The following is a 21,926-nucleotide window of genomic DNA, read 5'->3' as shown; positions in this document are numbered from 1 at the left end:
GGGATCGGAGGGAGGCGGGTGCGGCGTCAGTAGGCGCCGACGGGCCGCAGCATCACGCGCAGCGTCCGCCAGAGGATGAGCAGGTCGCCGGTCAGGGACCAGTTCTCGACGTAGTAGAGGTCGAGTCGGATCCCGTCCTCCCAGTCGAGCTCGGAGCGGCCGCCGGTCTGCCAGAGTCCGGTGATGCCGGGCTTGATGTACAGGCGCCGGTTGACGGTGTCGTCGTAGCGCGCGACCTCTGCCGGCAGGGGCGGCCGGGGTCCGACCAGGCTCATGCTGCCGCGCAGCACGTTCCAGAACTGGGGGAGCTCGTCGAGCGAGTAGCGCCGGAGCACCCGGCCCAGCGGTGTCACCCGCGGGTCCTCGCGCAGCTTGAAGAGCAGCCCCGCGCCCTCGTTCGCCGGTTGCAGCTCGGCGAGCCTCGCCTCGGCGTCGACGGTCATCGACCGGAACTTGAGCATGGTGAACGTGCGACCCGCTCGCCCGACGCGCTGTTGGCGGAAGAGTGCGGGCCCGGCGCTGTCGCGACGGATCAGCACCGAGAGCACGACCAGCAGCGGCGAGAGCACGACCAGCGCGGCGGAGGCGACGATCACGTCGACCGCCCGCTTGAGCGCGTGCCTCGGGCCGGAGTAGCGCGGCGGCTCCACCCGCATCAGCGGCAGTCCGTCGACCGGTCGCCAGTGGATGCGCGGTCCCGCGACGCTGCTGAGCCCCGGTGCGAGCACGAGCTCGACCGCGAAGGGCTCGAGTGCCCAGCAGAGGTGTCGGAGGAAGGCGTCTCCGCCGTCGACCGGTCCGGCCACGACGACCGCGTCCGCACGGCGCTCGTCGACCGCGTGGGCCACGTGCTCGACCGCGCTGACGATCGGGATCGAGCGTCCGTGCACGGTGATCGAGCGCTGGTCGCCCGCGCCGGCCACGGCGACGCCCACGACGTCGTACTCGACCCGTCCGCGCCGGCGGTCGATCTGCGAGACGACGTGCGCGACGTCGCTCTCTCGACCGAGCACGATCACCCGGGACAGGGCGCGACCGGCCCGACGCTCCCGCGCCAGGTGACGTCGGCTGAGGGCGTGCGCGGCGAGCATCCCGCCCAGCCCGATCGGCAGGGCGACCAGGACGTGCAGCCGGGGCAGGTCGATGCGGGTGAGGACCGAGGCGACCGAGGCGATGCCGAAGGTCAGGATCGTCGCCGACAGGAGGCGCCGGAACTCGTCCGCGCCCTCGCCGATCAGGTGGGGGAGGCGGCGCTGCGCAAGCAGGACCGCTCCGGTCCAGAGGGCGGCGAGGAGTGCCGCGACGGCGAGATCGGTGCTCAGCGACTCACTCGAGAACCGCAGTGCTGCGGCGAGCGAGACCGCGCCGAGCACGATGAAGACGTCCGCGGCCAGGACCCTGCGCGAGTAGCGCCGTCGCCAGCTCGATGCCGCGGCTTTCGGCGCGGGGACGAGGACGAGGTCGCCGGGGTCGCGACGGGGGGACCGGGCCGCGGTGGAGACGGCGGTCACCGCCGGCTCCTGCTCTCACCGCCGCTCGTATCTCGGGTCGCCGGGGGGTGGCGACGGGGAGTCGAGGGTGGACAGAGCCGGGGGGAGGGCGCGCCGAGGAGGCGCACCGATGGTGCGTACACGTGGATCAACCTGCATTTCGGGTTTACAGGGAAAGGGGTTTCTCGGGTGGGCGCGGATGGCACCTCGGCTTCGGGGCCGTAGTGCGTCGTTGCCTCGTCGACCTCATGCCGATCGTCGTGCTCCCAGGAATGAGCAGGACGTGCGGAATGCTGCCTCGTGTCGGTCGGCGGCTCCGCGTCAGGGTTCGCGGGCTCCGCCGGATCCGGTGGTCCGGTAGTGCTCTGCTGAACATAGCGGTAGAGATGTCGCGCGCTGCGACCCCACTACGAGGGTCACACTTTCTGGGACACAGTGGGCCGCGCTCTCGGCTCGCCTCCGATCTTCTAGAATCGACTCGGGGTCGGTCGCGCGATCGGGTCGCGCGTCGGCGTCGAGGGTTCCCGAAAGCCCCCGACCGCCAGGAATCGAGACGGAGCCTCAGGGAGCCCGGCGCGGTTCGGAAGGTCACCTTCCGAACCGCGTTCTCCTTTCCGAGGCCGAGTCCACGTCTTCTCCGGCGCTGTTCCGCCACGGAATCGAAGCGCTTCCGCGGTGCCGGTCCCTCGGGTCCCCGGGCGGCGGTACGAGCGCAGACGGGCCGCCTGATCAGGATCTTCCCGTAATCCGAGCTCGAGAGGGTCCTCCCATGGAATTCCTCGAGAGATCTCGATGCGATCCTCGCGACAGACGGCCGCTCGGCCGTTCGTCCCGCTTATCGGAGAATCCCCGGAAGTGCCGGCTGATATCTCCTCCTCTCCCGATCGGCAGTCCCGCGGCACTCCTTCCGGCGTGCCGCCGACTCTCCCCGCACGCGCGTCCGGCCGCGCCGCGCGGGCGACTAAAGTCGAGGGGTTGGCGAAGCCTGAGGAGTGTCCGCGCGTGTCGAACGAATCGTCGAATCCCCCCGAGAACGAGTCGTCCCTCGAGGTGACCGAGGCCGGAACGGGGTTCACGCACTTCACCGACCGGGCCGTCGTCGCCCTCCGAGTCAACGGGGAACTCCGCGATCTGGCCGCCGATGTCGTTCCCGGCGACCGGATCGAGCCGGTGCTGATCTCCTCGCCCGACGGGCTGGACATCCTCCGCCACTCCGCCGCGCACGTGCTCGCGCAGGCGGTGCAGCAGACCAACCCGGAGGCGAAGCTGGGCATCGGCCCGCCCGTCACCGACGGCTTCTACTACGACTTCGACGTCGAGGAGCCCTTCACGCCCGAGGCGATGAAGGCGCTCGAGAAGGCGATGGACCGGATCATCCGGCAGGGCCAGCGCTTCGTGCGCCGCGTCGTGACCGAGGACGAGGCCCGCGCCGAGCTCTCGGCCGAGCCCTACAAGCTCGAGCTGATCGGGCTGAAGGGCGGCGGCTCCGACGGCGAGTCCGTCGAGGTCGGCGGTGCCGAGCTCACCATCTACGACAACGTCGACCCGCGATCGGGCGAGACCGTCTGGAAGGACCTCTGCCGCGGCCCGCACCTCCCTAACACCCGGATGATCGGCAACGGCTACGCGCTGACGCGCAACGCCGCCGCCTACTGGCGCGGTTCTGAGAAGAACCCGCAGCTCCAGCGGGTCTACGGCACCGCCTGGCCCACGAAGGACGAGCTGCGTGCGCACCAGGCGCGCCTCGACGAGGCGGCCCGCCGCGATCACCGCAAGATCGGGCACGAGCTCGACCTCTTCTCCTTCCCCGACGAGATCGGCTCCGGTCTCGCGGTGTTCCACCCCAAGGGCGGCATCATCCGCTACGAGATCGAGCAGTACATGCGCGAGCAGCTGCTCGCGCACGACTACGAGCTCGTCTACTCGCCCCACATCACCAAGGGCGACCTCTTCATGACGAGCGGCCACCTGCAGTGGTACTCCGAGGGGATGTTCCCCCCGATGCACCTCGACGAGCTGCAGGACGAGGACGGCACGATCACCCGTCAGGGCCAGGACTACTACCTCAAGCCCATGAACTGCCCCTTCCACAACCTGATCTTCCGCTCGCGGGGGCGCAGCTACCGAGAGCTGCCGTTGCGCCTGGCCGAGTTCGGCACCGTGTACCGCTACGAGAAGAGCGGCACGCTGCAGGGGCTCACCCGCGTCCGCGGCCTCACTCAGGACGACGCGCACATCTACGTCGCCCAGGAGGACGTGGCGGCCGAGCTCACCCGCAACCTCGAGTTCGTGCTCCAGGTCCTGCGCGACTACGGCCTCGACGACTTCTACCTCGAGCTGTCGACGAACGAGGAGGGCAACCCCAAGTTCGTCGGCGCGGCCGAGCAGTGGGAGGAGGCGATCGAGTCGCTCCGGGCGGTGGCGGTCGCGTCCGGCCTCGAGCTGGTTCCCGATCCGGGCGGAGCCGCGTTCTACGGTCCCAAGATCTCGGTCCAGGCCCGCGACGCCATCGGCCGCACCTGGCAGATGTCGACCATCCAGCTCGACTTCAACCAGCCCGAGCGCTTCGAGCTCGAGTACACCGCGTCCGACGGCACCAAGAAGCAGCCGGTGATGATCCACCGCGCCCTCTTCGGATCGATCGAGCGCTTCTTCGCGATCCTCACCGAGCACTACGCCGGCGCGTTCCCGGTCTGGCTCTCGCCCGTGCAGGTGATCGGCATCCCGATCGCCGACGAGTACCTGCCCTACCTCGAGGGGGTCATCGGCGAGCTGAAGAAGTCCGGCGTCCGCGCCGAGATCGACTACTCGAGCGACCGCATGCAGAAGAAGATCCGCAACGCCACGCTCCAGAAGGTGCCCTTCCAGCTCATCGTCGGCGAGAAGGACCGCGACGCCGGAGCCGTCAGCTTCCGCTTCCGCGACGGGACGCAGGAGAACGGCATCCCCGTCGCCGACGCCGTCGCCCGCATCCGCGAGGCGATCGCGACGAAGGCGCAGGTCTGATGCTCGACGAGCCGGGCGCGGACGAGCAGATCCCCGAGGGCGCGGAGGGATCCGCTCACCTCGCGGGGGTGCCGGACGAGTTCCAGCGGCTGTGGACCCCGCACCGGATGGTCTACATCCAGAAGGGCCAGCCGGGCGCCCACGACTGCCCCTTCTGCGTCGCCCCCACGCTGAGCGACGAGGAGGCGCTCATCGTCGCCCGTGGCACCCACGCCTACGTGCTCCTGAACCTCTTCCCCTACAACTCCGGTCACCTGCTGGTCTGCCCGTACCGCCACATCCCGCTGTACGACGAGGCCACCCCCGAAGAAGTGGCCGAGATCGGCTCCCTCACCCAGACCGCGATGCGGGTGATCCGGCAGGTCTCGAACAACGACGGCTTCAACCTGGGCATGAACCAGGGCGCGGTCGCCGGAGCCGGGATCGCCGCGCACCTGCACCAGCACGTGGTTCCGCGCTGGGCGACCGACGCGAACTTCTTCCCGATCATCGCCCGCACGAAGGCCCTCCCGCAGCTGCTCGGCGACGTCCGGACGAGCATCGCCGCGGCCTGGCCCGCCGGCTAGACCCCCGGCGCCCCGCCTGTCCAGAGCCGCGGGCATCCGGCGCCGTCTCGTAGACTCGTGGCTGCCGTCGGCGGAAGACGCCGCACAGAACAGGACACTGCGAACATGACTGACACCACCACTTCGTCCTCGTCCGCCCCGGAGCAGTTCGGCTCGAGCCGCGTCAAGCGCGGGCTCGCCGAGATGCTCAAGGGCGGCGTCATCATGGACGTCGTCAACGCCGAGCAGGCCCGTATCGCGGAGGACGCGGGAGCGGTCGCCGTGATGGCGCTCGAGCGCGTCCCCGCCGACATCCGCTCGCAGGGCGGCGTCGCGCGGATGAGCGACCCCGACCTCATCGACGGCATCGTCGCTGCCGTCTCCATCCCGGTCATGGCGAAGGCGCGTATCGGCCACTTCGTCGAGGCGCAGATCCTGCAGGAGCTCGGAGTCGACTACATCGACGAGTCCGAGGTCCTCTCGCCGGCCGACTACGTGAACCACATCGACAAGTGGAAGTTCACCGTCCCCTTCGTCTGCGGTGCGACCAACCTGGGCGAGGCGCTGCGCCGCATCACCGAGGGCGCGGCGATGATCCGCTCCAAGGGCGAGGCCGGCACCGGAGACGTCTCCGAGGCCACCAAGCACATCCGCACCATCTCGGCCGAGGTCAACCGCCTGAAGTCCCTCACCCACGACGAGCTCTACGTCGCGGCCAAGGAGCTGCAGGCGCCCTACGACCTCGTCGCCGAGATCGCGCGCACCGGCAAGCTCCCCGTCGTCCTCTTCACCGCCGGCGGCGTGGCGACCCCGGCGGACGCGGCGCTCATGATGCAGCTGGGCGCCGACGGCGTCTTCGTCGGCTCCGGAGTCTTCAAGTCGGGCGAGCCGGCCAAGCGCGCGGCCGCGATCGTCAAGGCGACCACGTTCTTCGACGACGCGAAGGTCGTCGCGGAGGCGTCGCGCGGGCTCGGCGAGGCCATGGTCGGCATCAACGTCGCCGACGTGCCCGCGCCGCACCGCCTCTCCGAGCGTGGCTGGTAGCGCCGACGCGCCCGTCGCGGGAGCCGGCGAGACGCGCGAGTCCCTCGAGGGGCTCCGCGTCGGCGTCCTCGCCCTCCAGGGCGACTTCCGCGAGCACGCGCACGTGCTGCGCGAGCTGGGGGCCGAGGTGGTGCTCGTCCGCCGCCCGTCCGAGCTCGCCTCCGTCGCCGGACTGGTGATCCCCGGAGGCGAGTCCACGGTGATGGACAAGCTCTCGCGCCTCTTCGGCCTCGCCGAGCCGGTCGCGGAGGCGATCGAGGCGGGACTCCCCGTCTACGGAACCTGCGCCGGGCTGATCATGCTGGCCGACCGGGTGCTCGACCGCATCGACGGCCAGTCGAGCTTCGGCGGGCTCGACGTGACCGTGCGCCGCAACGCCTTCGGCAACCAGCTCGACTCCTTCGAGACCGATCTCGACATCCCCGTGATCGGCGACCCGCCGATGCACGCGGTCTTCATCCGCGCGCCGATCGTCGAGGAGTTGGGGGAGCGGGCGACCGCCCTCGCCTCCGTGGCCGACGGCCGCGTCGTGGCGGTCGAGCAGGGCAACCTCCTCGGCACGTCGTTCCACCCCGAGATCACGGGCGACTACCGCTTCCACGAGCTCTTCCTCCGCAAGGTCGCCGCGACCCGCTTCGGCGCCTAGCCGCGGCACACTCCGCCAGGGGTGGACGGTGTCGGAGGCGCGGTCCACAGTGGTCGCATGCCCGAACTCCCTGAAGTGCAGGCGCTCGCGCGCGACCTCGATGAGCGCTTGGGCGGCCGCGTCCTCGAGAGCCTCAGCGTCTACGCCATCTCGGCGCTCAAGACCGTGGCGATCCCGACGTCCTCCCTCGCCGGGCAGACGATCCACGGAGTCGCGCGGCACGGCAAGTTCCTCGATCTCTCGATCGGCGACGCCCACGTCCTCCTGCACCTCGCGCGCGCCGGCTGGGTGCGCTGGCGCCCGGAGCGGCCCACCGCGCCGGTCAAGCCGGGCCGCGGACCGCTCGCGGCGCGCCTGGTCCTCGACGACGGCTCCGGGTTCGACATCACCGAGGCGGGCACGAAGAAGAGCCTCGCCCTCTCGATCGTCGCCGACCCGCGCGACGTCCCCGGAGTCGCCCGCCTCGGGCCCGATCCGCTCGACCCCGCCTTCTCCCGCGAGATCCTCGGTGCGATCCTCGCGACGGCCGGTCGGGCCCAGCTCAAGGGAGTGCTCCGCGACCAGTCGCGCATCGCCGGCATCGGCAACGCCTACTCCGACGAGATCCTCCACGTCGCCCGCATGTCGCCGTTCAAGCCGGCCACGCTCACCGACGACGAGCTCGACCGGCTCTACTCCGCCCTCCGCTACACGCTCGAGGAGGCGCTCGGGCGCGCCGAGGGGCTGCACGCCGCCGACCTCAAGCGCGAGAAGAAGCTCGGCATGCGCGTCCACGGCCGAACCGGCGAGGCCTGCCCCGTCTGCGGCGACACCGTCCGCCAGGTGATCTTCGCCGACTCCACCCTCCAGTACTGCCCGACCTGCCAGACGAACGGGAAGCCCCTCGCGGACCGTGTTCTCTCGCGGTTGCTCAAGTAGCGAACCCGCCGACGGCGGGCTCGCTACTCGAGCAACCGCGTCTGCGCCGGTCCCTGCCCGGCGCAGCGCAGTCGGCTCCCGGGGGTGGTCGCGCAGGTGGAGCGTCGTGCGAACGGCTACGCCGATTCGCTCGCACGCGAATCGTCGGTCCGCCTGTGCTTGTGTGCGAGCCGGTCATCGCCCGGCTCGCCGCGGTCGGCTCGCGGAGGTGGTCGCGTGGGTGGAGCGGGTTGGGACGGCTACGCCGATTCGCTGGCACGCGAATCGCCGGTCCGCCTCGGAGGGGGTCGCCGATCTGCAGGCTGATCTCCGGAGACCGGATGATCTTCGGAGACGTCGTGCAGCGATCGATCGGTCGAAGACGGCCCGTGTGCGCGACTCCCACGGGCCTTCTCCGACGGATCGATCGGGGCGAGCCGGCTTCGGCGGCCGACACGGCGAGGCGCGGGCGCTCGGTACCACTCGCGGCTCCGGTGGTCGGTGGTCCGCCTCGGTCATGCGGGCCGTTCGCGAAGCGAACAGGCGGATCGCCGTAGCCGGACGCGACACGCTCCACCTGCGCGACCATCTCGACAGGCCGACCGCGCCGGGCCGGGCAGGGACCGGCCCGGAAGTTAGACTGGGTCAGCTATTGGGCGGCGCCTGCGGGGGTCGCGTCGAAACAGATTTCCGAGGGAGCACCGTGTCCGGGCATTCCAAGTGGGCCACGACCAAGCACCAGAAGGCGATCAAGGACTCGCGTCGCGCGAAGTCCTTCGCCAAGCTGATCAAGAACATCGAGGTGGCTGCCAAGATCGGCGGCGCCGACCTCTCCGGCAACCCGACGCTCGTCGATGCCGTGCAGAAGGCGAAGAAGACCTCGGTCCCGAACGACAACATCGACCGCGCGATCAAGCGCGGCGCCGGCCTCACCGGCGAGGTCATCGACTACACGACGATCATGTACGAGGCGTACGGCCCGAACGGCATCGCGCTGCTCGTCGAGTGCCTGACCGACAACAAGAACCGTGCCGCGGCCGACGTCCGCACGGCGATGACCCGCAACGGCGGCACGATGGCCGATCCGGGCAGCGTCGCCTACAACTTCGCCCGCAAGGGCGTCATCACGGTCCCGCACGGCGACGGCGTCACCGAGGACGACGTCCTGGGCGCCGTCCTCGACTTCGGAGTCGACGACGTCATCGATCACGGCGAGAGCTTCGAGGTCCGCACCGAGCCGAGCGAGCTCGTCCCCGCCCGCTCCGCCCTCCAGGAGGCGGGGATCGACTACGACGCGGCCGACGTCGAGTTCGTCGCCTCGCTGCAGGTCGAGGCCGACGCCGAGACCGCCCGCAAGGTGTTCCGCCTCATCGACGCCCTCGAGGACTCGGACGACGTGCAGAACGTCTACACGAACCTCGACATCACGCCCGAGGTCCGCGCCGAGCTCGAGACCGACGAGGACTGACGCGGTGCGCCCGATCCGTCCCGGCGGGGCGCGCTGATGCGCGTCCTCGGGATCGATCCCGGGCTCACCCGCTGCGGCGTCGGCATCGTCGACGTCGCCCGGGACCGCCGCGCGACGCTCGTGCACGTGAGCGTCCTGCGCACGCCCACCGACGACCCGCTCGAGCGCCGGCTCCTCGCGCTCGGCGACGGCATCGAGGCGCTGCTCGACGAGCACCGTCCCGACGCGGTCGCGATCGAGCGCGTGTTCGCCCAGAACAACGTGCGCACCGTGATGGGCATCGCGCAGATCAGCGGAGTCGCGCTCGTCGCGGCCGCTCGGCGGTCTCTTCCGGTCGGCATGCACACGCCCTCCGAGGTGAAGGCCGCGGTCACCGGCTACGGAGCCGCCGACAAGCGACAGGTCACCGCGATGATCCAGCGCGTCCTGCGCCTGGACACCCCGCCGAGCCCTGCCGACGCCGCTGACGCCCTCGCCCTGGCCGTCTGCCACGCCTGGCGGGCGCCGCTCGCCGCCGGACCCGCCGCGGGCGGCGACGAGACCCCTGCTCAGCGTGCGTGGCGCGCCGCGGAGGCCTCCACTCGAACGCCTGTTCGAGCACCTAGACTGACGCGGTGATCTCCTCCCTCCGCGGCACCGTCCTCTCCGCCCGCGGGAGTCTGGCCGTCGTCGACGTCCACGGGGTCGGCTTCGCGGTCAACGTCACCCCGCAGCACGCGCTCGAGCTGCGGGTCGGCGACGAGACGACCCTGACCACGACGATGATCGTGCGCGAGGACTCGCTCACCCTCTACGGCTTCCCCGATCAGGAGCAGCTCGAGATCTTCGAGCTGCTGATCGGAGTGACGGGGGTCGGCCCCAAGTCCGCCCTCGGCGTCCTCGGGGCGGTCGAGCCCGACCGCATCGCGCAGGCCGTCGCCGACGAGGACGACGCGGTCTTCCGCAAGGTGACCGGCATCGGACCCAAGACCGCCAAGCTCATCGTGCTGAGCCTCGCCGGCAAGCTCGCCGTCCGCCCGCGCGCCGCCCGCGGCACCGGTCCCGGCGCGACCGCCGCGCAGAGCGTGCTCTCAGCCCTCGTCGGCCTCGGCTGGCCCGAGCGCACGGCGGCCGAGGCGGTCGACGAGATCCTCCTCGACGCGCAGGCGTCCGACGCCGCGAGCGTGCAGGCGCTGCTCCGCCTCGCTCTCGCCCGTCTCGGCCCGGCGGCGCGCTCGTGAGCGACGACGTCCTCGGCCCCGAGGTCGCCTCCGAGGCCGAGATCGCCTTCGAGGGGGCCCTGCGCCCGAAGAGCCTCAGCGAGTTCGTGGGGCAGCGCAAGGTCAGGGGCCAGCTCGAGCTGCTCCTCAAGGCGGCCGCGATGCAGGGCCGCACGCCCGACCACATCCTGCTCGCCGGCCCGCCCGGGCTCGGCAAGACCACCCTCGCGATGATCGTGGCCGAGGAGAGCTCGTCGCCGCTGCGCCTCTCGAGCGGCCCGGCGATCCAGCACGCGGGCGACCTCGCGGCGGTGCTCTCGTCCCTCCTGCCCGGCGAGATCCTCTTCATCGACGAGATCCACCGCATGGCGCGCGCCGCCGAGGAGATGCTGTACCTCGCGATGGAGGACTTCCGCATCGACATCATGGTCGGCAAGGGTGCCGGAGCAACCTCGGTCCCGCTCGATCTCGCCCCGTTCACGCTGGTCGGTGCCACGACCCGTTCGGGTCTGCTGCCCAATCCGCTGCGCGACCGATTCGGATTCACGGCCCATCTCGAGTTCTACGCCGAGGACGAGCTGCGGCAGGTCCTGATGCGTGCCGCGCGCCTGCTCGATCTCGACATAGACGGCGAGGCGATCGCCGAGATCGCCGGCCGCTGCCGGGGCACTCCGCGCATCGCCAACCGGCTCCTGCGGCGCGTCCGCGACTTCGCCCTCGTCCACGGCGGGCGCGCCGACGTGACCGCCGTCCGCGCGGCACTCGAGCTCTACGACGTCGACTCGCTCGGACTCGACCGTCTCGACAGGGCGGTCATGGACATCGTCCTGACCCGCTTCGACGGCGGCCCGGTCGGTCTCAACACCCTCGCGGTCTCGGTGGGGGAGGAGGCGGACACCGTCGAGTCCGTCGTCGAGCCCTTCCTGGTGCGCATCGGTCTGCTGACGCGCACGCCGCGCGGTCGCGTGGCGACCCCCGCCGCCTACCGGCACTTCGGGATCGTTCCCGGCGGAGGGGCGGTTCAGAGGGGGGCCGAGGCTCCGTCCCAGCAGTCGCTGTTCGGAGATGACCTATAATCTTCAAGGCCCGACAGGCCGCTCGATCCACTCGCGCCGGGGCTGACGCCACGTGGGGGATCACCACCCACTCCGGAAGGCTCACCCATGGATCCGACGATCATCCTGCTCGTCCTGCTTCTCGCCGTGATGATCATCTTCATGTTCCGCAACAACAAGAAGCGGCAGCGCGACGCCGAGAAGATGAAGAGCGGTCTCGTCCCCGGGGTCGAGCTGATGACCGGCTCTGGTCTGTTCGGCACCGTGGTCTCGATCGATGACGACGAGAACAAGATCGTGATCGAGTCGACCCCCGGCACGCTGCTGACGATCCACCGCCAGGCGATCGCCCGGCTGATCGACCCGGCCGAGAACGCCGTCGCCACCGACGACTCCGAGACCGAGACCGTCGCCGCCGTCGAGTCGCCCGCGTTCGGCGAGCGCGACGCCGCGCACCAGGCCGACCCCGTGGTCGACCCCCTCGAGCGCGACCGCAAGCCCGACGCGCAGTAGTCTCCGGGGCGGGCCGGGCGCGCGAGCGCCTCGCCCGCCCTTCCACGTCCGGGGCACGACTCCCGGGCCGATCATCGTCGAACGAAGAGAAAGCTGAGCCCTGGGTGGCCGCATCAACCCCCGTCCGCAAGGCCCGGCGCTCTCTGAGCTGGCTCGGTGTCCTGATCCTCGCACTCGTCGGACTGAACACCGCGGCCGTCCTCTGGGGCGGCGGCTCCTGGACCCCGAAGCTCGCCCTCGACCTCGAGGGCGGCACGCAGATCGTCCTGCAGCCGCAGCTCACCGACGGTGAGAGCGTCTCGTCCGAGCAGCTCACCCAGGCCGTCTCGATCATCCGCCAGCGCATCGACGCCTCCGGAGTCTCCGAGGCCGAGATCACCACCCAGGGCTCGAGCAACATCGTCGTCTCGATCCCCGGAACGCCCGACGACGAGACCCTGCAGCGCATCGAGGCGTCCGCGAAGCTCGACTTCCGCCCCGTGCTGGTCGCCAGCCAGGCGACGAACTCGTCGGTCGGCGGCGACTCGACCGCGTCTCCGACGCCGACCCCCGTCGACCCGTCGCTCTCGACCGAGCCGACCGCGTCTCCGACGAACGCGAGCGATCTCGCCTACATCACGCCGGCGCTCGAGGCGCAGTACACCTCGTTCGACTGCGCCTACCTCAGCAGCCAGGACCCGAACCTCGCGCCCGCCGACGAGCCGCTGATCACCTGCGACGACACCGGGACGGTCAAGTACATCCTCGGTCCGGTCGAGATCACCGGCGAGGACATCGCCGACGCGTCGAACGGCCTGATGACCACCTCCTCCGGCGCCAGCACCGGCACCTGGGCGGTCAACCTCTCGTTCGACGACCAGGGCACGGAGGCGTTCGGCGCCGTCACCTCGCGCCTCGTCGCGCTCAGCGGCTCGCAGAACCAGTTCGCGATCGTCCTCGACGGCCGCGTCATCTCGGCTCCCTCGACGAACGCCGCGATCACCGACGGCAACGCGCAGATCTCGGGCTCCTTCACGCAGGAGTCGTCCAAGACGCTCGCCGACCAGCTCAAGTACGGCGCGCTGCCGATCGGCTTCCAGGTGCAGAGCTCCGACAGCATCTCGGCGACCCTCGGCTCGACGCAGCTCGCGAGCGGCCTGCTCGCGGGTCTGATCGGCCTGATCCTCGTCGTCGTCTACTCCATCGCGCAGTACCGCGTCCTCGGCGCCGTCACCATCGCCTCGCTCATCGTCGCGGCTGTCGTGACCTACCTCGTGGTGACGATCCTGTCCTGGCGCGAGGGGCTGCGCCTCTCGCTCGCGGGAGTCGCGGGCCTGATCGTCGCGATCGGCATCACGGCCGACTCCTTCATCGTCTACTTCGAGCGCATCCGCGACGAGCTGCGCGACGGGCGCGGGCTCGAGTCGTCCGTCGAGGCCGGCTGGAGGCGCGCCCTGCGCACGATCTTCGCCTCGGACATGGTCAACCTGCTCGCGGCGGTCGTGCTCTTCGCCCTCGCGGTGGGCAGCGTCCGCGGATTCGCGCTCACGCTCGGCATCACGACCCTCATCGACCTCGTGGTCGTGATCCTGTTCACACACCCGATGCTGCAACTGCTCGCCACGACGAAGTTCTTCTCGGAGGGGCATCGCGCCTCCGGCCTGGACCCGCGTGCCCTCGGAGCCGTCTACCGCGGTCGGGCGGCGTTCCGTCCGCAGGACGCGGTCGCCGCGGGCAAGGGCTCATCGGCCGCGCGGGAGGCCGCGAAGCGTCAGACCATCGCCGAACGCAAGGCCGCCGAGGCGGCCCGGGCCTCCGGTTCCAACGACTCGAACGGGAAGGACGCGTGATGGCCAGCTTCTCGCAGTTCGGAAACGACCTCTACACCGGCAAGCGCTCCGTCGACTTCGTCGGACGGCGACGCACCTGGTACCTGATCTCGATCGCGATCATCCTGCTGACCGTCCTCGGGACGGCCGCGCGAGGAGGCTTCAACTTCAGCATCGAGTTCACCGGCGGCTCCGAGTTCACGGTGACCTCGCCGTCGAGCCTCGACCAGAGCACGGCGACCGACGCGGTCACCTCGGTGTCGCCCGAGACCGTTCCGCGCGTCTCGATCGTCGGCGACGACTCCATCCGGGTGCAGACCACCCAGCTCTCGACCGACGAGTCGACCGCCGTGCGCAACTCGCTCGCCGAGGCGTACGGCGTCGCGAACGACCAGGTCGCCTCGTCGTTCATCGGCGCGGCGTGGGGATCCGACGTGACGCAGCAGGCGGTCCGCGGCCTGATCATCTTCGTGGTCCTCGCGGCTCTGGCGATGTGGGCCTACTTCCGCACCTGGAAGATGTCGCTCGCCGCGATCGTCGCGCTGCTCCACGACCTGGTCATCGTCGCCGGCGTCTACGGCATCACCGGCACGGAGGTGTCGCCCGCGGCGGTCATCGGCCTCCTGACCATCCTCGGCTACTCGCTCTACGACACGGTCGTGGTCTTCGACAAGATCCGCGAGAACACCGCGGAGGCGCTCGGCAGCACCACCCGGACGTTCTCCGAGACCGTCAACCTCGCCGAGAACCAGACCCTCGTCCGCTCGATCAACACGTCGATCGTCGCCGCCCTGCCGGTCGCGGCGATCCTGGTGATCGGAGCGTTCGTGCTCGGCGCGGGTACCCTGCGCGACATCTCGCTCGCGCTGCTCATCGGCATCATCGTCGGCACCTACTCGACGATCTTCGTGGCGGCTCCGCTCTACGCCCAGCTGCGCAGCCGGGAGCCCGAGGTGTCCAAGCACGACAAGCGCGTCGAGTCGGCCCGCGTCCGCGCGACCACTCCCGTCGTGCAGGGCTCCTAGGAGGCGTCGTGGCCGACTACGCACAGGTCACCGCCGCCGATGCGATCGGCCTCGTCCAGCGCGACGAGGTCTGGCTGCTCGACGTCCGCGAGCCGCACGAGTGGGCACTCGGGCACGCTCCGTCGGCGCACCACATCCCGATGGGGGAGCTCGGAGCGCGCCAGGACGAGCTGCCGGACGATGCGCCGATCCTCGTCGTCTGCCACTCCGGCGTCCGCTCGGCGCGGGTCGTCCAGGCCCTGGACGGCGCGGGCTACGAGACCGCGAACGTCGAGTCGGGCATGACGGCGTGGGCGGCGGCCGGCGGCGAGGTCGTCGACGGGAGCGGCCTCCCCGGACGCATCGACTGACGACCGAGCGCGGCCGCTCGACGTCCACGACGGGTCCCGCTCCGTTCGCCTCCGGCGGAGCGGTCACGGGCGCCCCTCGCACGGGCGATAATGGGGCGATGGAGATGCCCGCGTGACGGAGACCACGACCACGTCCTCGACAGCCGCGCTGCGCAGACTGGTCCCCCGGATCTTCTCGCGCGCGCAGCCGTCCGGTGCGGTCGACACTTTGGTGCGCACGGTGCGGATGCACCACCCCAAGACCGACATCGCCCTGATCGAGCGGGCCTACTCGGTCGCCGAGCGCGCGCACACCGGTCAGAAGCGCCGGAGCGGCGAGCCCTACATCACGCATCCGCTCGCGGTCGCGCAGATCCTCGCCGATCTCGGCATCGGCTCGAAGACGATCGCCGCCGCCCTCCTCCACGACACCGTCGAGGACACGGAGTACACGCTCGACGAGCTGCGCGCCGACTTCGGCGACGAGGTCGCGATGCTCGTCGACGGCGTCACCAAGCTCGACAAGGTCAAGTACGGCGACAGCGCCCAGGCCGAGACGGTCCGCAAGATGATCGTGGCGATGTCGAAGGACATCCGCGTGCTGATCATCAAGCTCGCCGACCGCCTCCACAACGCCCGCACCTGGGGATTCGTCCCCGCGGAGTCGGCGGCCCGCAAGGCGACGGAGACGCTCGAGATCTACGCCCCGCTCGCGCACCGCCTCGGCATCCAGGCGATCAAGTGGGAGCTCGAGGACCTCTCCTTCGCGGTCCTGTACCCCAAGATCTACAACGAGATCGAGAACCTCGTGAAGCGCCGCACCCCGCAGCGCGAGGAGTTCGTCCAGAACGTCATCGACCTGATCTCGGAGGACCTGCGCGCGGGCAAGATCCGCGGGCGGGTCGTCGGCCGCCCGAAGCAGTACTACTCGATCTACCAGAAGATGGTCGTGCGCGGTCGCGAGTTCGACGAGATCTACGACCTGGTCGGCATCCGCGTCCTGGTGAACTCGGTCCGCGACTGCTACGCCGTCCTCGGCTCGATCCACGCCCGGTGGACGCCGATGCCCGGTCGCTTCAAGGACTACATCGCGACCCCCAAGTTCAACCTCTACCAGTCGCTGCACACGACCGTGGTCGGCCCCAAGGGCCGCGCCGTCGAGATCCAGATCCGCACGAACGAGATGCATCAGCACGCCGAGTTCGGCATCGCGGCCCACTGGAAGTACAAGGAGCAGATGGCCACCGGCAAGGTGCCCACCGACGGCTCGAACGACACCGACCTCGCCTGGCTCGCGCACCTCTCGGACTGGCAGTCCGAGACGACCGACCCGAACGAGTTCCTCGACTCCCTCCGCTTCGAGATCGGCGCGAAGGAGGTCTACGTCTTCACGCCGAAGGGTCGCGTGATCGGCCTGCCCACGGGCGCGACTCCGGTCGACTTCGCCTATGCCGTGCACACCGAGGTCGGCCACCGCACCATGGGCGCGAAGGTCAACGGCCGCCTCGTCCCGCTCGAGTCGGCGCTGACCACGGGTGATGTTGTCGAGGTCTTCACGTCGAAGAACCCCGACTCCGGCCCGAGTCAGGACTGGCTGCACTTCGTCCAGAGCCCGCGGGCGCGCAACAAGATCCGCCAGTGGTTCACGAAGGAGCGGCGCGACGAGGCCATCGAGCAGGGCAAGGACTCGATCGCCCGCGCGATGCGCAAGCAGAACCTGCCACTCCAGAAGCTGATGAGCCAGGACACGTTCACCGAGGTGGCGAGCCAGCTGCGCTACAACGACGTCGAGGCGCTCTACGCGGCGGTCGGCGAGGGGCACGTCTCGACCCAGTCGGTGCTCGAGAAGGTCGTGGCGTCGATCCAGGGCGACCCGGAGTCGGACGAGAACGAGGTCACCCTCCCGCGCTCTCCGCGCCCCCGCAGCCGCAGCAGCGAGTCGGGAGTGCTCGTGAAGGGCGCGCCCGACATCCTGGTGAAGCTCGCCAAGTGCTGCACGCCCGTGCCCGGTGATCAGATCGTCGGATTCGTGACGCGCGGTGCGGGCGTCTCGGTGCACCAGGCCAACTGCCACAACGTGCAGGAGCTGCTGAAGGAGCCGGAGCGGATCGTCGACGTCGAGTGGGCGCCCTCCTCGAAGAGCATCTTCCTGGTGCAGATCCAGGTGGAGGCGCTCGACCGCTCCGGGCTGCTCAGCGACGTCACCCGCGTCCTCTCGGAGCACCACGTCAACATCCTCTCGGCCACCGTCTCGACCTCGAGCGATCGGCTGGCCATCAGCCGCTTCGTCTTCGAGATGGGCGACACGACCCACCTCGACCGCGTGCTGAACGCGGTCCGCCGGATCGACGCCGTCTACGACGTCTACCGGGTCAACGCGGGCTGATCCGCGCCCGCGCGCTCCGTCGTCTGCGCGGCGGAGAGCGCGGTCGTCAGCCGCTCGAGGGCGATCCTGCGCCCCGCGACGACGGGCCGGGCGGGCTCGAGCCGGAGGAGGAGCTCCTCGAGCGACGTCTTCGTGACTCGCGCGAGGGAGCGGAGCAGCTCGTCCTCGCACTCGTCCCGCGTCCGTGCGAGGTCGATCAGGGTCCGCACGGGCGAGGTCACCGGGCAGCCGCCCCGGGTGACCGTGTCGCCGGGGCCGAGGCGCACCTCGTGGAAGCGCAGTCGCGAGAGCAGCGGCGGGTGCAGCCGGTTCCGCCGGTCGATCGACGCGCTGTGCACGGAGGGTGGATCCGCCGTGGCGCCGTGGACCCAGGCCGCCGACCGCCGGTCGGCGACGGTCCCGCTGGGGAGGACCGCGAGCAGGGCCGCTCCTCGCTCGGCGGGCCCGAGTGGCAGATCGGCGACGAGGAACGCCTCGTCGAGGGCGATCAGCTCGCCGTCGAGGCGGGCGGCGCAGAGCTCCGCGAGCGGGAGCTCACCGGGGAGCAGAACAGAGGGGAGGCGCGTCATCCACTCATCGTGGACGAGGCGCCTCCCCTCTGCGGTGCCGACGGCCGACCTGTGGAGGGATCGGCCGACGGCGGTGGTCGTGAGGCGTCAGCCCAGGGCGTCGAGCCAGACCTTGCGGGCGTCGAGCGCCTCCTGGGCCTGCGCGATCGCCGCGCGGTCGCCGCGCTCCTTCGCCTCGTCGAGCTCGTCCTGCAGCTTCTGGATCGCGGCCGTCAGCTGCGAGGCGAGCCCCTCCGAGCGCGCCTTGCGCTCGGGGTTGCTGCGGTTCCAGTGCTCCTCGTCGAGCTTGCGGACGTGGGCCTCGACCTTGCGCAGGCGGTCCTCGACGGTGCGCACCTGCTCGCGGGGAACCCGGCCGATCGCGTCCCAGCGCTCCTGGATCCCGAGCAGCACTCGCTTCGCCTTCTCGCGGTCCTGCTCCTCCAGGAGCGGCTCCGCCTCCTCGAGCAGCGCCAGCTTGAGGTCGAGGTTCTCGGTGTACTCGACGCTCTCCTGAGCGACGATCTCGGCCTTGGCGCCGTAGATCGCATCGCCGGCGGCCTTGAAGCGCGCCCAGAGGGCGTCGTCGAACCGCTTGCCCGCGCGGCCGGCGACCCGCCACTGCTCGAGCAGGGCGCGGTACTCCGGGATCGCGTCCGCGCCCCGCGACACCAGCGACTCCGCCTGGTCGATCAGCGCCTGCTTGGCCGACTTGGCCTCGCGGTGCGAGGAGTCGAGCTCGGCGAAGAAGGCCTTCCTGTTCTGCTCGATCGTCGTGCGGGCACCGCGGAACCGGCGCCACAGCTCGTTGGCCTCGTTCTTCGGGAGTCGCGGCCCCTGCTGCTGGTGGCTCTGCCAGCGCGCGAACAGGTCGTCGATCGCGGCGCTCGCCTGCTTCCACTGCGTCTTGGCCGGGTCGACGGCGGCCAGCGCCTCCGCCTCCGCGACGATCGCCTCGCGGTGGGCGAGAGCCTCGGCGAGCGCAGCCTTGGTCTCGGCGGCCTGCTGCTCGGTCAGATCCTCGACCGAGCCGCTGAGCGCGCTGACGCGGGTCTGCAGCGCCTCGAGGTCACCGACGGCGTGGGCCTCGGCGATCGCCGCGGTCAGCGACTGCACCGCGCGGGCGACATCTCCCGCCGGTGCACCGCGCTTCGCGCGCTGCTCGAGGAGCGAGACCTGCCCCGCCAGCTCGGTGTACTTGCGCTCGTAATAGGCGAGCGCCTCCTCGGGAGTCGCATCGGGGTACTGGCCGACCTCGCGCTCCCCGTCGCCGACGCGGACGTAGACCGTCCCGTCGTCGCCGACCCGTCCCCACGGCTGCTGGTCACTCATCGCTCGGAGCCTCACCTTGCTGTTCGATGTCGTGCTGTTCGGTGTCCGTGTCGTCGGCCGGTGTGGCACGACGGCCGGTCGGCCGGTGACCGCGCTCGGCCGCGAACGGGCAGTGACGATCAGCCTATTGCACTCCCCGCACCGCGGGCTCGTGCCGGTGCGCGGGCCGACTCGGCGGCGCAGCGGCTACTGGAGGGTGAGCGACGTGATCGAGACGGGCTCGGCGGGGGAGCCGTCCCCGGATCCGTCGGCCGTGCCCTTCGAGATCACGTCGGCGGTCAGAGCGTCCAGGCCCGAGGTGACCTGACCGACGACGGTGTAGCCGCCGGCGGCGTCGGCCGACAGCGTGGTGTCCTGGTAGACGATGAAGAACTGGCTGCCCTGGCTGTAGCCGTTGCCCGACTGCCGGGCCATCGCGATCGTGCCGGCCGGGTAGACGCCGTCGGCCGGTGCGTTCTCGACAGGGCCGTAGCTGTAGCCCGGGCCGCCCGTGCCGTCGCCGTTCGGGTCGCCGCACTGCAGCACGAAGATGCCCTCGGTGGTGAGGCGGTGGCACGACACTCCGTCGTAGAAGCCGGACTGGGCCAGGGAGATGAAGGACGAGACCGCCCGCGGAGCGGCGGCGCCGGTCAGCGTGATGTCGAGCGGGTCGGCGTTGACGGTCATGGTGCCGGTCCAGTCACGACCCTCCGCGAGGTCGCTCGACGGGACGTCTCCGGTGTTCTGACCGGTGGCGGCGGGCGTGGGCGTCGCGCTCTCCGACGAGGTGGGCTCGGCGACCGGGGTCCCGGGGCCTGCGGAGAAGTAGAGGAGCTGGGCCACGACCGCGAGGCCGATCACGACGACCCCGGCGACGGCGGCGACGATGTTGTCGCGGGTGCGCCGCTGGGCGCGACTCCGGTGGAGGCTCTGGCGGGCCTGGTAGGCCCGGAGCCGGGTGCGCGCCTCGCGGTCGTTCGACTTGCCCTGGGCCACGTGTTCCTCCGCCGTCGGTGATCGCGCCTCGTCCGGCGCGGCGGCCCGCGCGAGCGCGGACGGCGTCGAGCCTACGAGAAGCGCACGAGGGTCGACAAAACGCAGCGCCTGGGAGTCTCGCAAGAGTCGGCCCCACCGGCGCCCCGGCCGCTGTCGGACCGCGTCGTTACGCTGGACGCCATGACCATGCAGCAGGCCGGGCTCCGCTCCGGGGCGACTCCGCTCGCCGTCCGGATGCGGCCGCGCAGCCTCGACGAGGTCGCCGGTCAGCGGCACCTGCTGACCCCCGGTTCGCCGCTCGTGGCCCTGGCGGCCGACACGACCGGCGAGCGCGGCGCCGTGTCGGTGATCCTCTGGGGGCCGCCCGGCACCGGCAAGACCACGCTGGCGCAGGCCGTCGCCCACTCGAGCGGTCGCCGGTTCGTCGAGCTCTCGGCCGTGACCGCCGGAGTGAAGGACGTGCGGCAGGTGATGGAGGAGGCGCTCTCCACTCGCGACCTGTACGGCACCTCCACCGTCCTCTTCCTCGACGAGATCCACCGCTTCACGAAGGCCCAGCAGGACGCGCTGCTCCCGGGGGTCGAGAACGGCTGGGTGATCCTGATCGCCGCCACGACCGAGAACCCCTCCTTCTCGGTGATCGCCCCTCTCCTCTCGCGGTCGCTGCTGCTCACCCTCGAGCCGCTCAGCGACGACGACCTCGGGATCCTCGTCGACCGGGCGCTCGTCGACGAGCGCGGGCTCCGCGGCTCCGTCGTCCTCGATCCCGAGGCGCGCGCGAGCATCGTCCGGCTCGCCTCCGGAGACGCCCGGCGGGCGCTCACCGCGCTCGAGGCGGCAGCGACCTCGGCCCGCTCGGAGGCGCGGGAGGCCGACCGGATCGCCGTCGCCGCCCGCGCCGAAGGCGGGGACGAGGAGGAGGACGACGACGAGGAGGAGCGCCCGGCCGCCGAGGACCCCGCCCTCCCGCTCATCACCACCGAGGTCGTGGCACGAGCGGTCGATCGCGCACTGCTGCGCTACGACCGCAACGGCGACGAGCACTACGACGTCATCAGCGCCTTCATCAAGTCGATCCGCGGCTCCGACGTCGACGCAGCGCTGCACTACCTGGCGCGGATGATCGAGGCGGGGGAGGACCCCCGCTTCATCGCCCGGCGGATCATCGTGTCCGCCTCCGAGGACATCGGCATGGCCGACCCGCAGGCGCTGGTGGTGGCGATCGCCGCCGCCGACGCGGTGCAGTTCATCGGCATGCCCGAGGGCCGCATCCCCCTGGCGCAGGCGGTCGTGCACCTGGCCACCGCTCCGAAGTCGAACGCCTCCTACTCGGCGATCGACGCCGCGATCGCCGATGTGCGCGCGGGGAAGGCGGGCCGCGTCCCGGCGCACCTGCGCGATGCGCACTACCCGGGCGCCAAGCGGCTCGGGCACGGCAAGGGGTACCGCTACCCGCACGACGCCGAGCTCGGCGTGCTCGAGCAGCAGTACCTGCCCGACTCCCTGCAGGGCGCGCGCTACTACGCCCCGACCGAGCACGGCAACGAGCGCGACGTCTCGGCGCGGCTCGCGAAGCTCCTGCGCATCATCCGCGGATCCCGGGCGTGACGGCGGGGGCGCCGAGTGGTAGTCTTGCGAGGTTGCCCACCGCTCTGTAGCC

The 21,926-nt window shown here is 70.9% G+C and carries 19 protein-coding genes; 15 read left to right on the top strand and 4 right to left on the bottom strand.

Translation table 11 applies throughout. The features are described 5' to 3' along the window. Positions 1-26: 26 nt before the first annotated feature. Entirely contained in the window at positions 27-1,511 is a 1,485-nt protein-coding gene (locus B9Y99_RS08285) for a sugar transferase (protein WP_085476008.1), read from the bottom strand. A 1,029-nt stretch (positions 1,512-2,540) separates the two neighbouring features. On the opposite strand from B9Y99_RS08285, the gene thrS reads away from it, so the two are divergent. The 14 genes from thrS to B9Y99_RS08215 all read left to right on the top strand — a co-directional run bounded on the left by thrS (position 2,541) and on the right by B9Y99_RS08215 (position 17,411). Then, positions 2,541-4,496, top strand: a complete 1,956-nt coding sequence (gene thrS / locus B9Y99_RS08280) for a threonine--tRNA ligase (protein WP_244274847.1) — start codon at positions 2,541-2,543, stop codon at positions 4,494-4,496. Beyond that, positions 4,496-5,062 (top strand): HIT family protein, encoded by a 567-nt coding sequence (locus tag B9Y99_RS08275; protein ID WP_085476006.1) that lies wholly within the window; start codon positions 4,496-4,498, stop codon positions 5,060-5,062. Before thrS ends, B9Y99_RS08275 begins: the two co-directional genes overlap by 1 nt. A gap of 105 nt (positions 5,063-5,167) precedes the next feature. Beyond that, positions 5,168-6,085: a pyridoxal 5'-phosphate synthase lyase subunit PdxS gene (gene pdxS, locus B9Y99_RS08270; protein ID WP_085476005.1), complete on the top strand. Its 918-nt coding sequence runs from the start codon at positions 5,168-5,170 to the stop codon at positions 6,083-6,085. Then, on the top strand, positions 6,075-6,731 hold the full coding sequence (gene pdxT / locus B9Y99_RS08265; RefSeq protein WP_085476004.1) for a pyridoxal 5'-phosphate synthase glutaminase subunit PdxT: 657 nt from the start codon (positions 6,075-6,077) through the stop codon (positions 6,729-6,731). Before pdxS ends, pdxT begins: the two co-directional genes overlap by 11 nt. 57 nt (positions 6,732-6,788) lie before the next feature. After that, entirely contained in the window at positions 6,789-7,649 is an 861-nt protein-coding gene (locus B9Y99_RS08260) for an Fpg/Nei family DNA glycosylase (RefSeq protein ID WP_085476003.1), read from the top strand. A gap of 682 nt (positions 7,650-8,331) precedes the next feature. Beyond that, entirely contained in the window at positions 8,332-9,096 is a 765-nt protein-coding gene (locus B9Y99_RS08255; protein ID WP_085476002.1) for a YebC/PmpR family DNA-binding transcriptional regulator, read from the top strand. A 36-nt stretch (positions 9,097-9,132) separates the two neighbouring features. After that, positions 9,133-9,714 (top strand): crossover junction endodeoxyribonuclease RuvC, encoded by a 582-nt coding sequence (ruvC, locus tag B9Y99_RS08250; protein ID WP_085476001.1) that lies wholly within the window; start codon positions 9,133-9,135, stop codon positions 9,712-9,714. Continuing rightward, positions 9,711-10,316, top strand: a complete 606-nt coding sequence (ruvA, locus tag B9Y99_RS08245; RefSeq protein ID WP_085476000.1) for a Holliday junction branch migration protein RuvA — start codon at positions 9,711-9,713, stop codon at positions 10,314-10,316. Before ruvC ends, ruvA begins: the two co-directional genes overlap by 4 nt. Continuing rightward, complete coding sequence (gene ruvB / locus B9Y99_RS08240) at positions 10,313-11,371, top strand: Holliday junction branch migration DNA helicase RuvB (protein WP_085475999.1); 1,059 nt, start codon at positions 10,313-10,315, stop codon at positions 11,369-11,371. Before ruvA ends, ruvB begins: the two co-directional genes overlap by 4 nt. Positions 11,372-11,458: 87 nt before the next feature. Continuing rightward, complete coding sequence (gene yajC, locus B9Y99_RS08235) at positions 11,459-11,863, top strand: preprotein translocase subunit YajC (protein WP_085475998.1); 405 nt, start codon at positions 11,459-11,461, stop codon at positions 11,861-11,863. A gap of 104 nt (positions 11,864-11,967) precedes the next feature. Continuing rightward, positions 11,968-13,692, top strand: a complete 1,725-nt coding sequence (secD, locus tag B9Y99_RS08230) for a protein translocase subunit SecD (RefSeq protein ID WP_085475997.1) — start codon at positions 11,968-11,970, stop codon at positions 13,690-13,692. Beyond that, positions 13,692-14,696 carry a protein translocase subunit SecF gene (gene secF, locus B9Y99_RS08225; protein WP_085475996.1) on the top strand — a complete coding sequence of 335 codons (1,005 nt, stop codon included), beginning with the start codon at positions 13,692-13,694 and terminating at the stop codon, positions 14,694-14,696. Before secD ends, secF begins: the two co-directional genes overlap by 1 nt. Before the next feature lie 8 nt (positions 14,697-14,704). Beyond that, positions 14,705-15,046 carry a rhodanese-like domain-containing protein gene (locus B9Y99_RS08220; RefSeq protein ID WP_085475995.1) on the top strand — a complete coding sequence of 114 codons (342 nt, stop codon included), beginning with the start codon at positions 14,705-14,707 and terminating at the stop codon, positions 15,044-15,046. A 112-nt stretch (positions 15,047-15,158) separates the two neighbouring features. Beyond that, the gene (locus tag B9Y99_RS08215) at positions 15,159-17,411 is read left to right on the top strand and encodes a RelA/SpoT family protein (protein ID WP_085475994.1); all 2,253 of its coding nucleotides are present in this window, start codon (positions 15,159-15,161) and stop codon (positions 17,409-17,411) included. On the opposite strand, the gene B9Y99_RS08210 is transcribed toward B9Y99_RS08215, so the two are convergent. The 3 genes from B9Y99_RS08210 to B9Y99_RS08200 all read right to left on the bottom strand — a co-directional run bounded on the left by B9Y99_RS08210 (position 17,390) and on the right by B9Y99_RS08200 (position 20,266). After that, entirely contained in the window at positions 17,390-17,980 is a 591-nt protein-coding gene (locus tag B9Y99_RS08210; protein WP_085475993.1) for a type IV toxin-antitoxin system AbiEi family antitoxin, read from the bottom strand. The two genes, B9Y99_RS08215 and B9Y99_RS08210, sit on opposite strands and share 22 nt — an antisense overlap. An 87-nt stretch (positions 17,981-18,067) precedes the next feature. Beyond that, on the bottom strand, positions 18,068-19,291 hold the full coding sequence (locus tag B9Y99_RS08205; protein ID WP_085475992.1) for a DUF349 domain-containing protein: 1,224 nt from the start codon (positions 19,289-19,291) through the stop codon (positions 18,068-18,070). A 186-nt stretch (positions 19,292-19,477) separates the two neighbouring features. Beyond that, positions 19,478-20,266, bottom strand: coding sequence for a peptidylprolyl isomerase (locus tag B9Y99_RS08200; RefSeq protein WP_085475991.1), 789 nt, complete (start codon positions 20,264-20,266; stop codon positions 19,478-19,480). 180 nt (positions 20,267-20,446) lie between these two features. On the opposite strand from B9Y99_RS08200, the gene B9Y99_RS08195 reads away from it, so the two are divergent. Next, positions 20,447-21,874, top strand: coding sequence for a replication-associated recombination protein A (locus B9Y99_RS08195; protein WP_085475990.1), 1,428 nt, complete (start codon positions 20,447-20,449; stop codon positions 21,872-21,874). Positions 21,875-21,926: the final 52 nt, after the last annotated feature.

Origin of the sequence: Rathayibacter oskolensis (assembly GCF_900177245.1) — a bacterium.
GTDB lineage: Bacteria > Actinomycetota > Actinomycetes > Actinomycetales > Microbacteriaceae > Rathayibacter > Rathayibacter oskolensis.
This window is presented reverse-complemented; position numbering and strand designations above follow the sequence as displayed.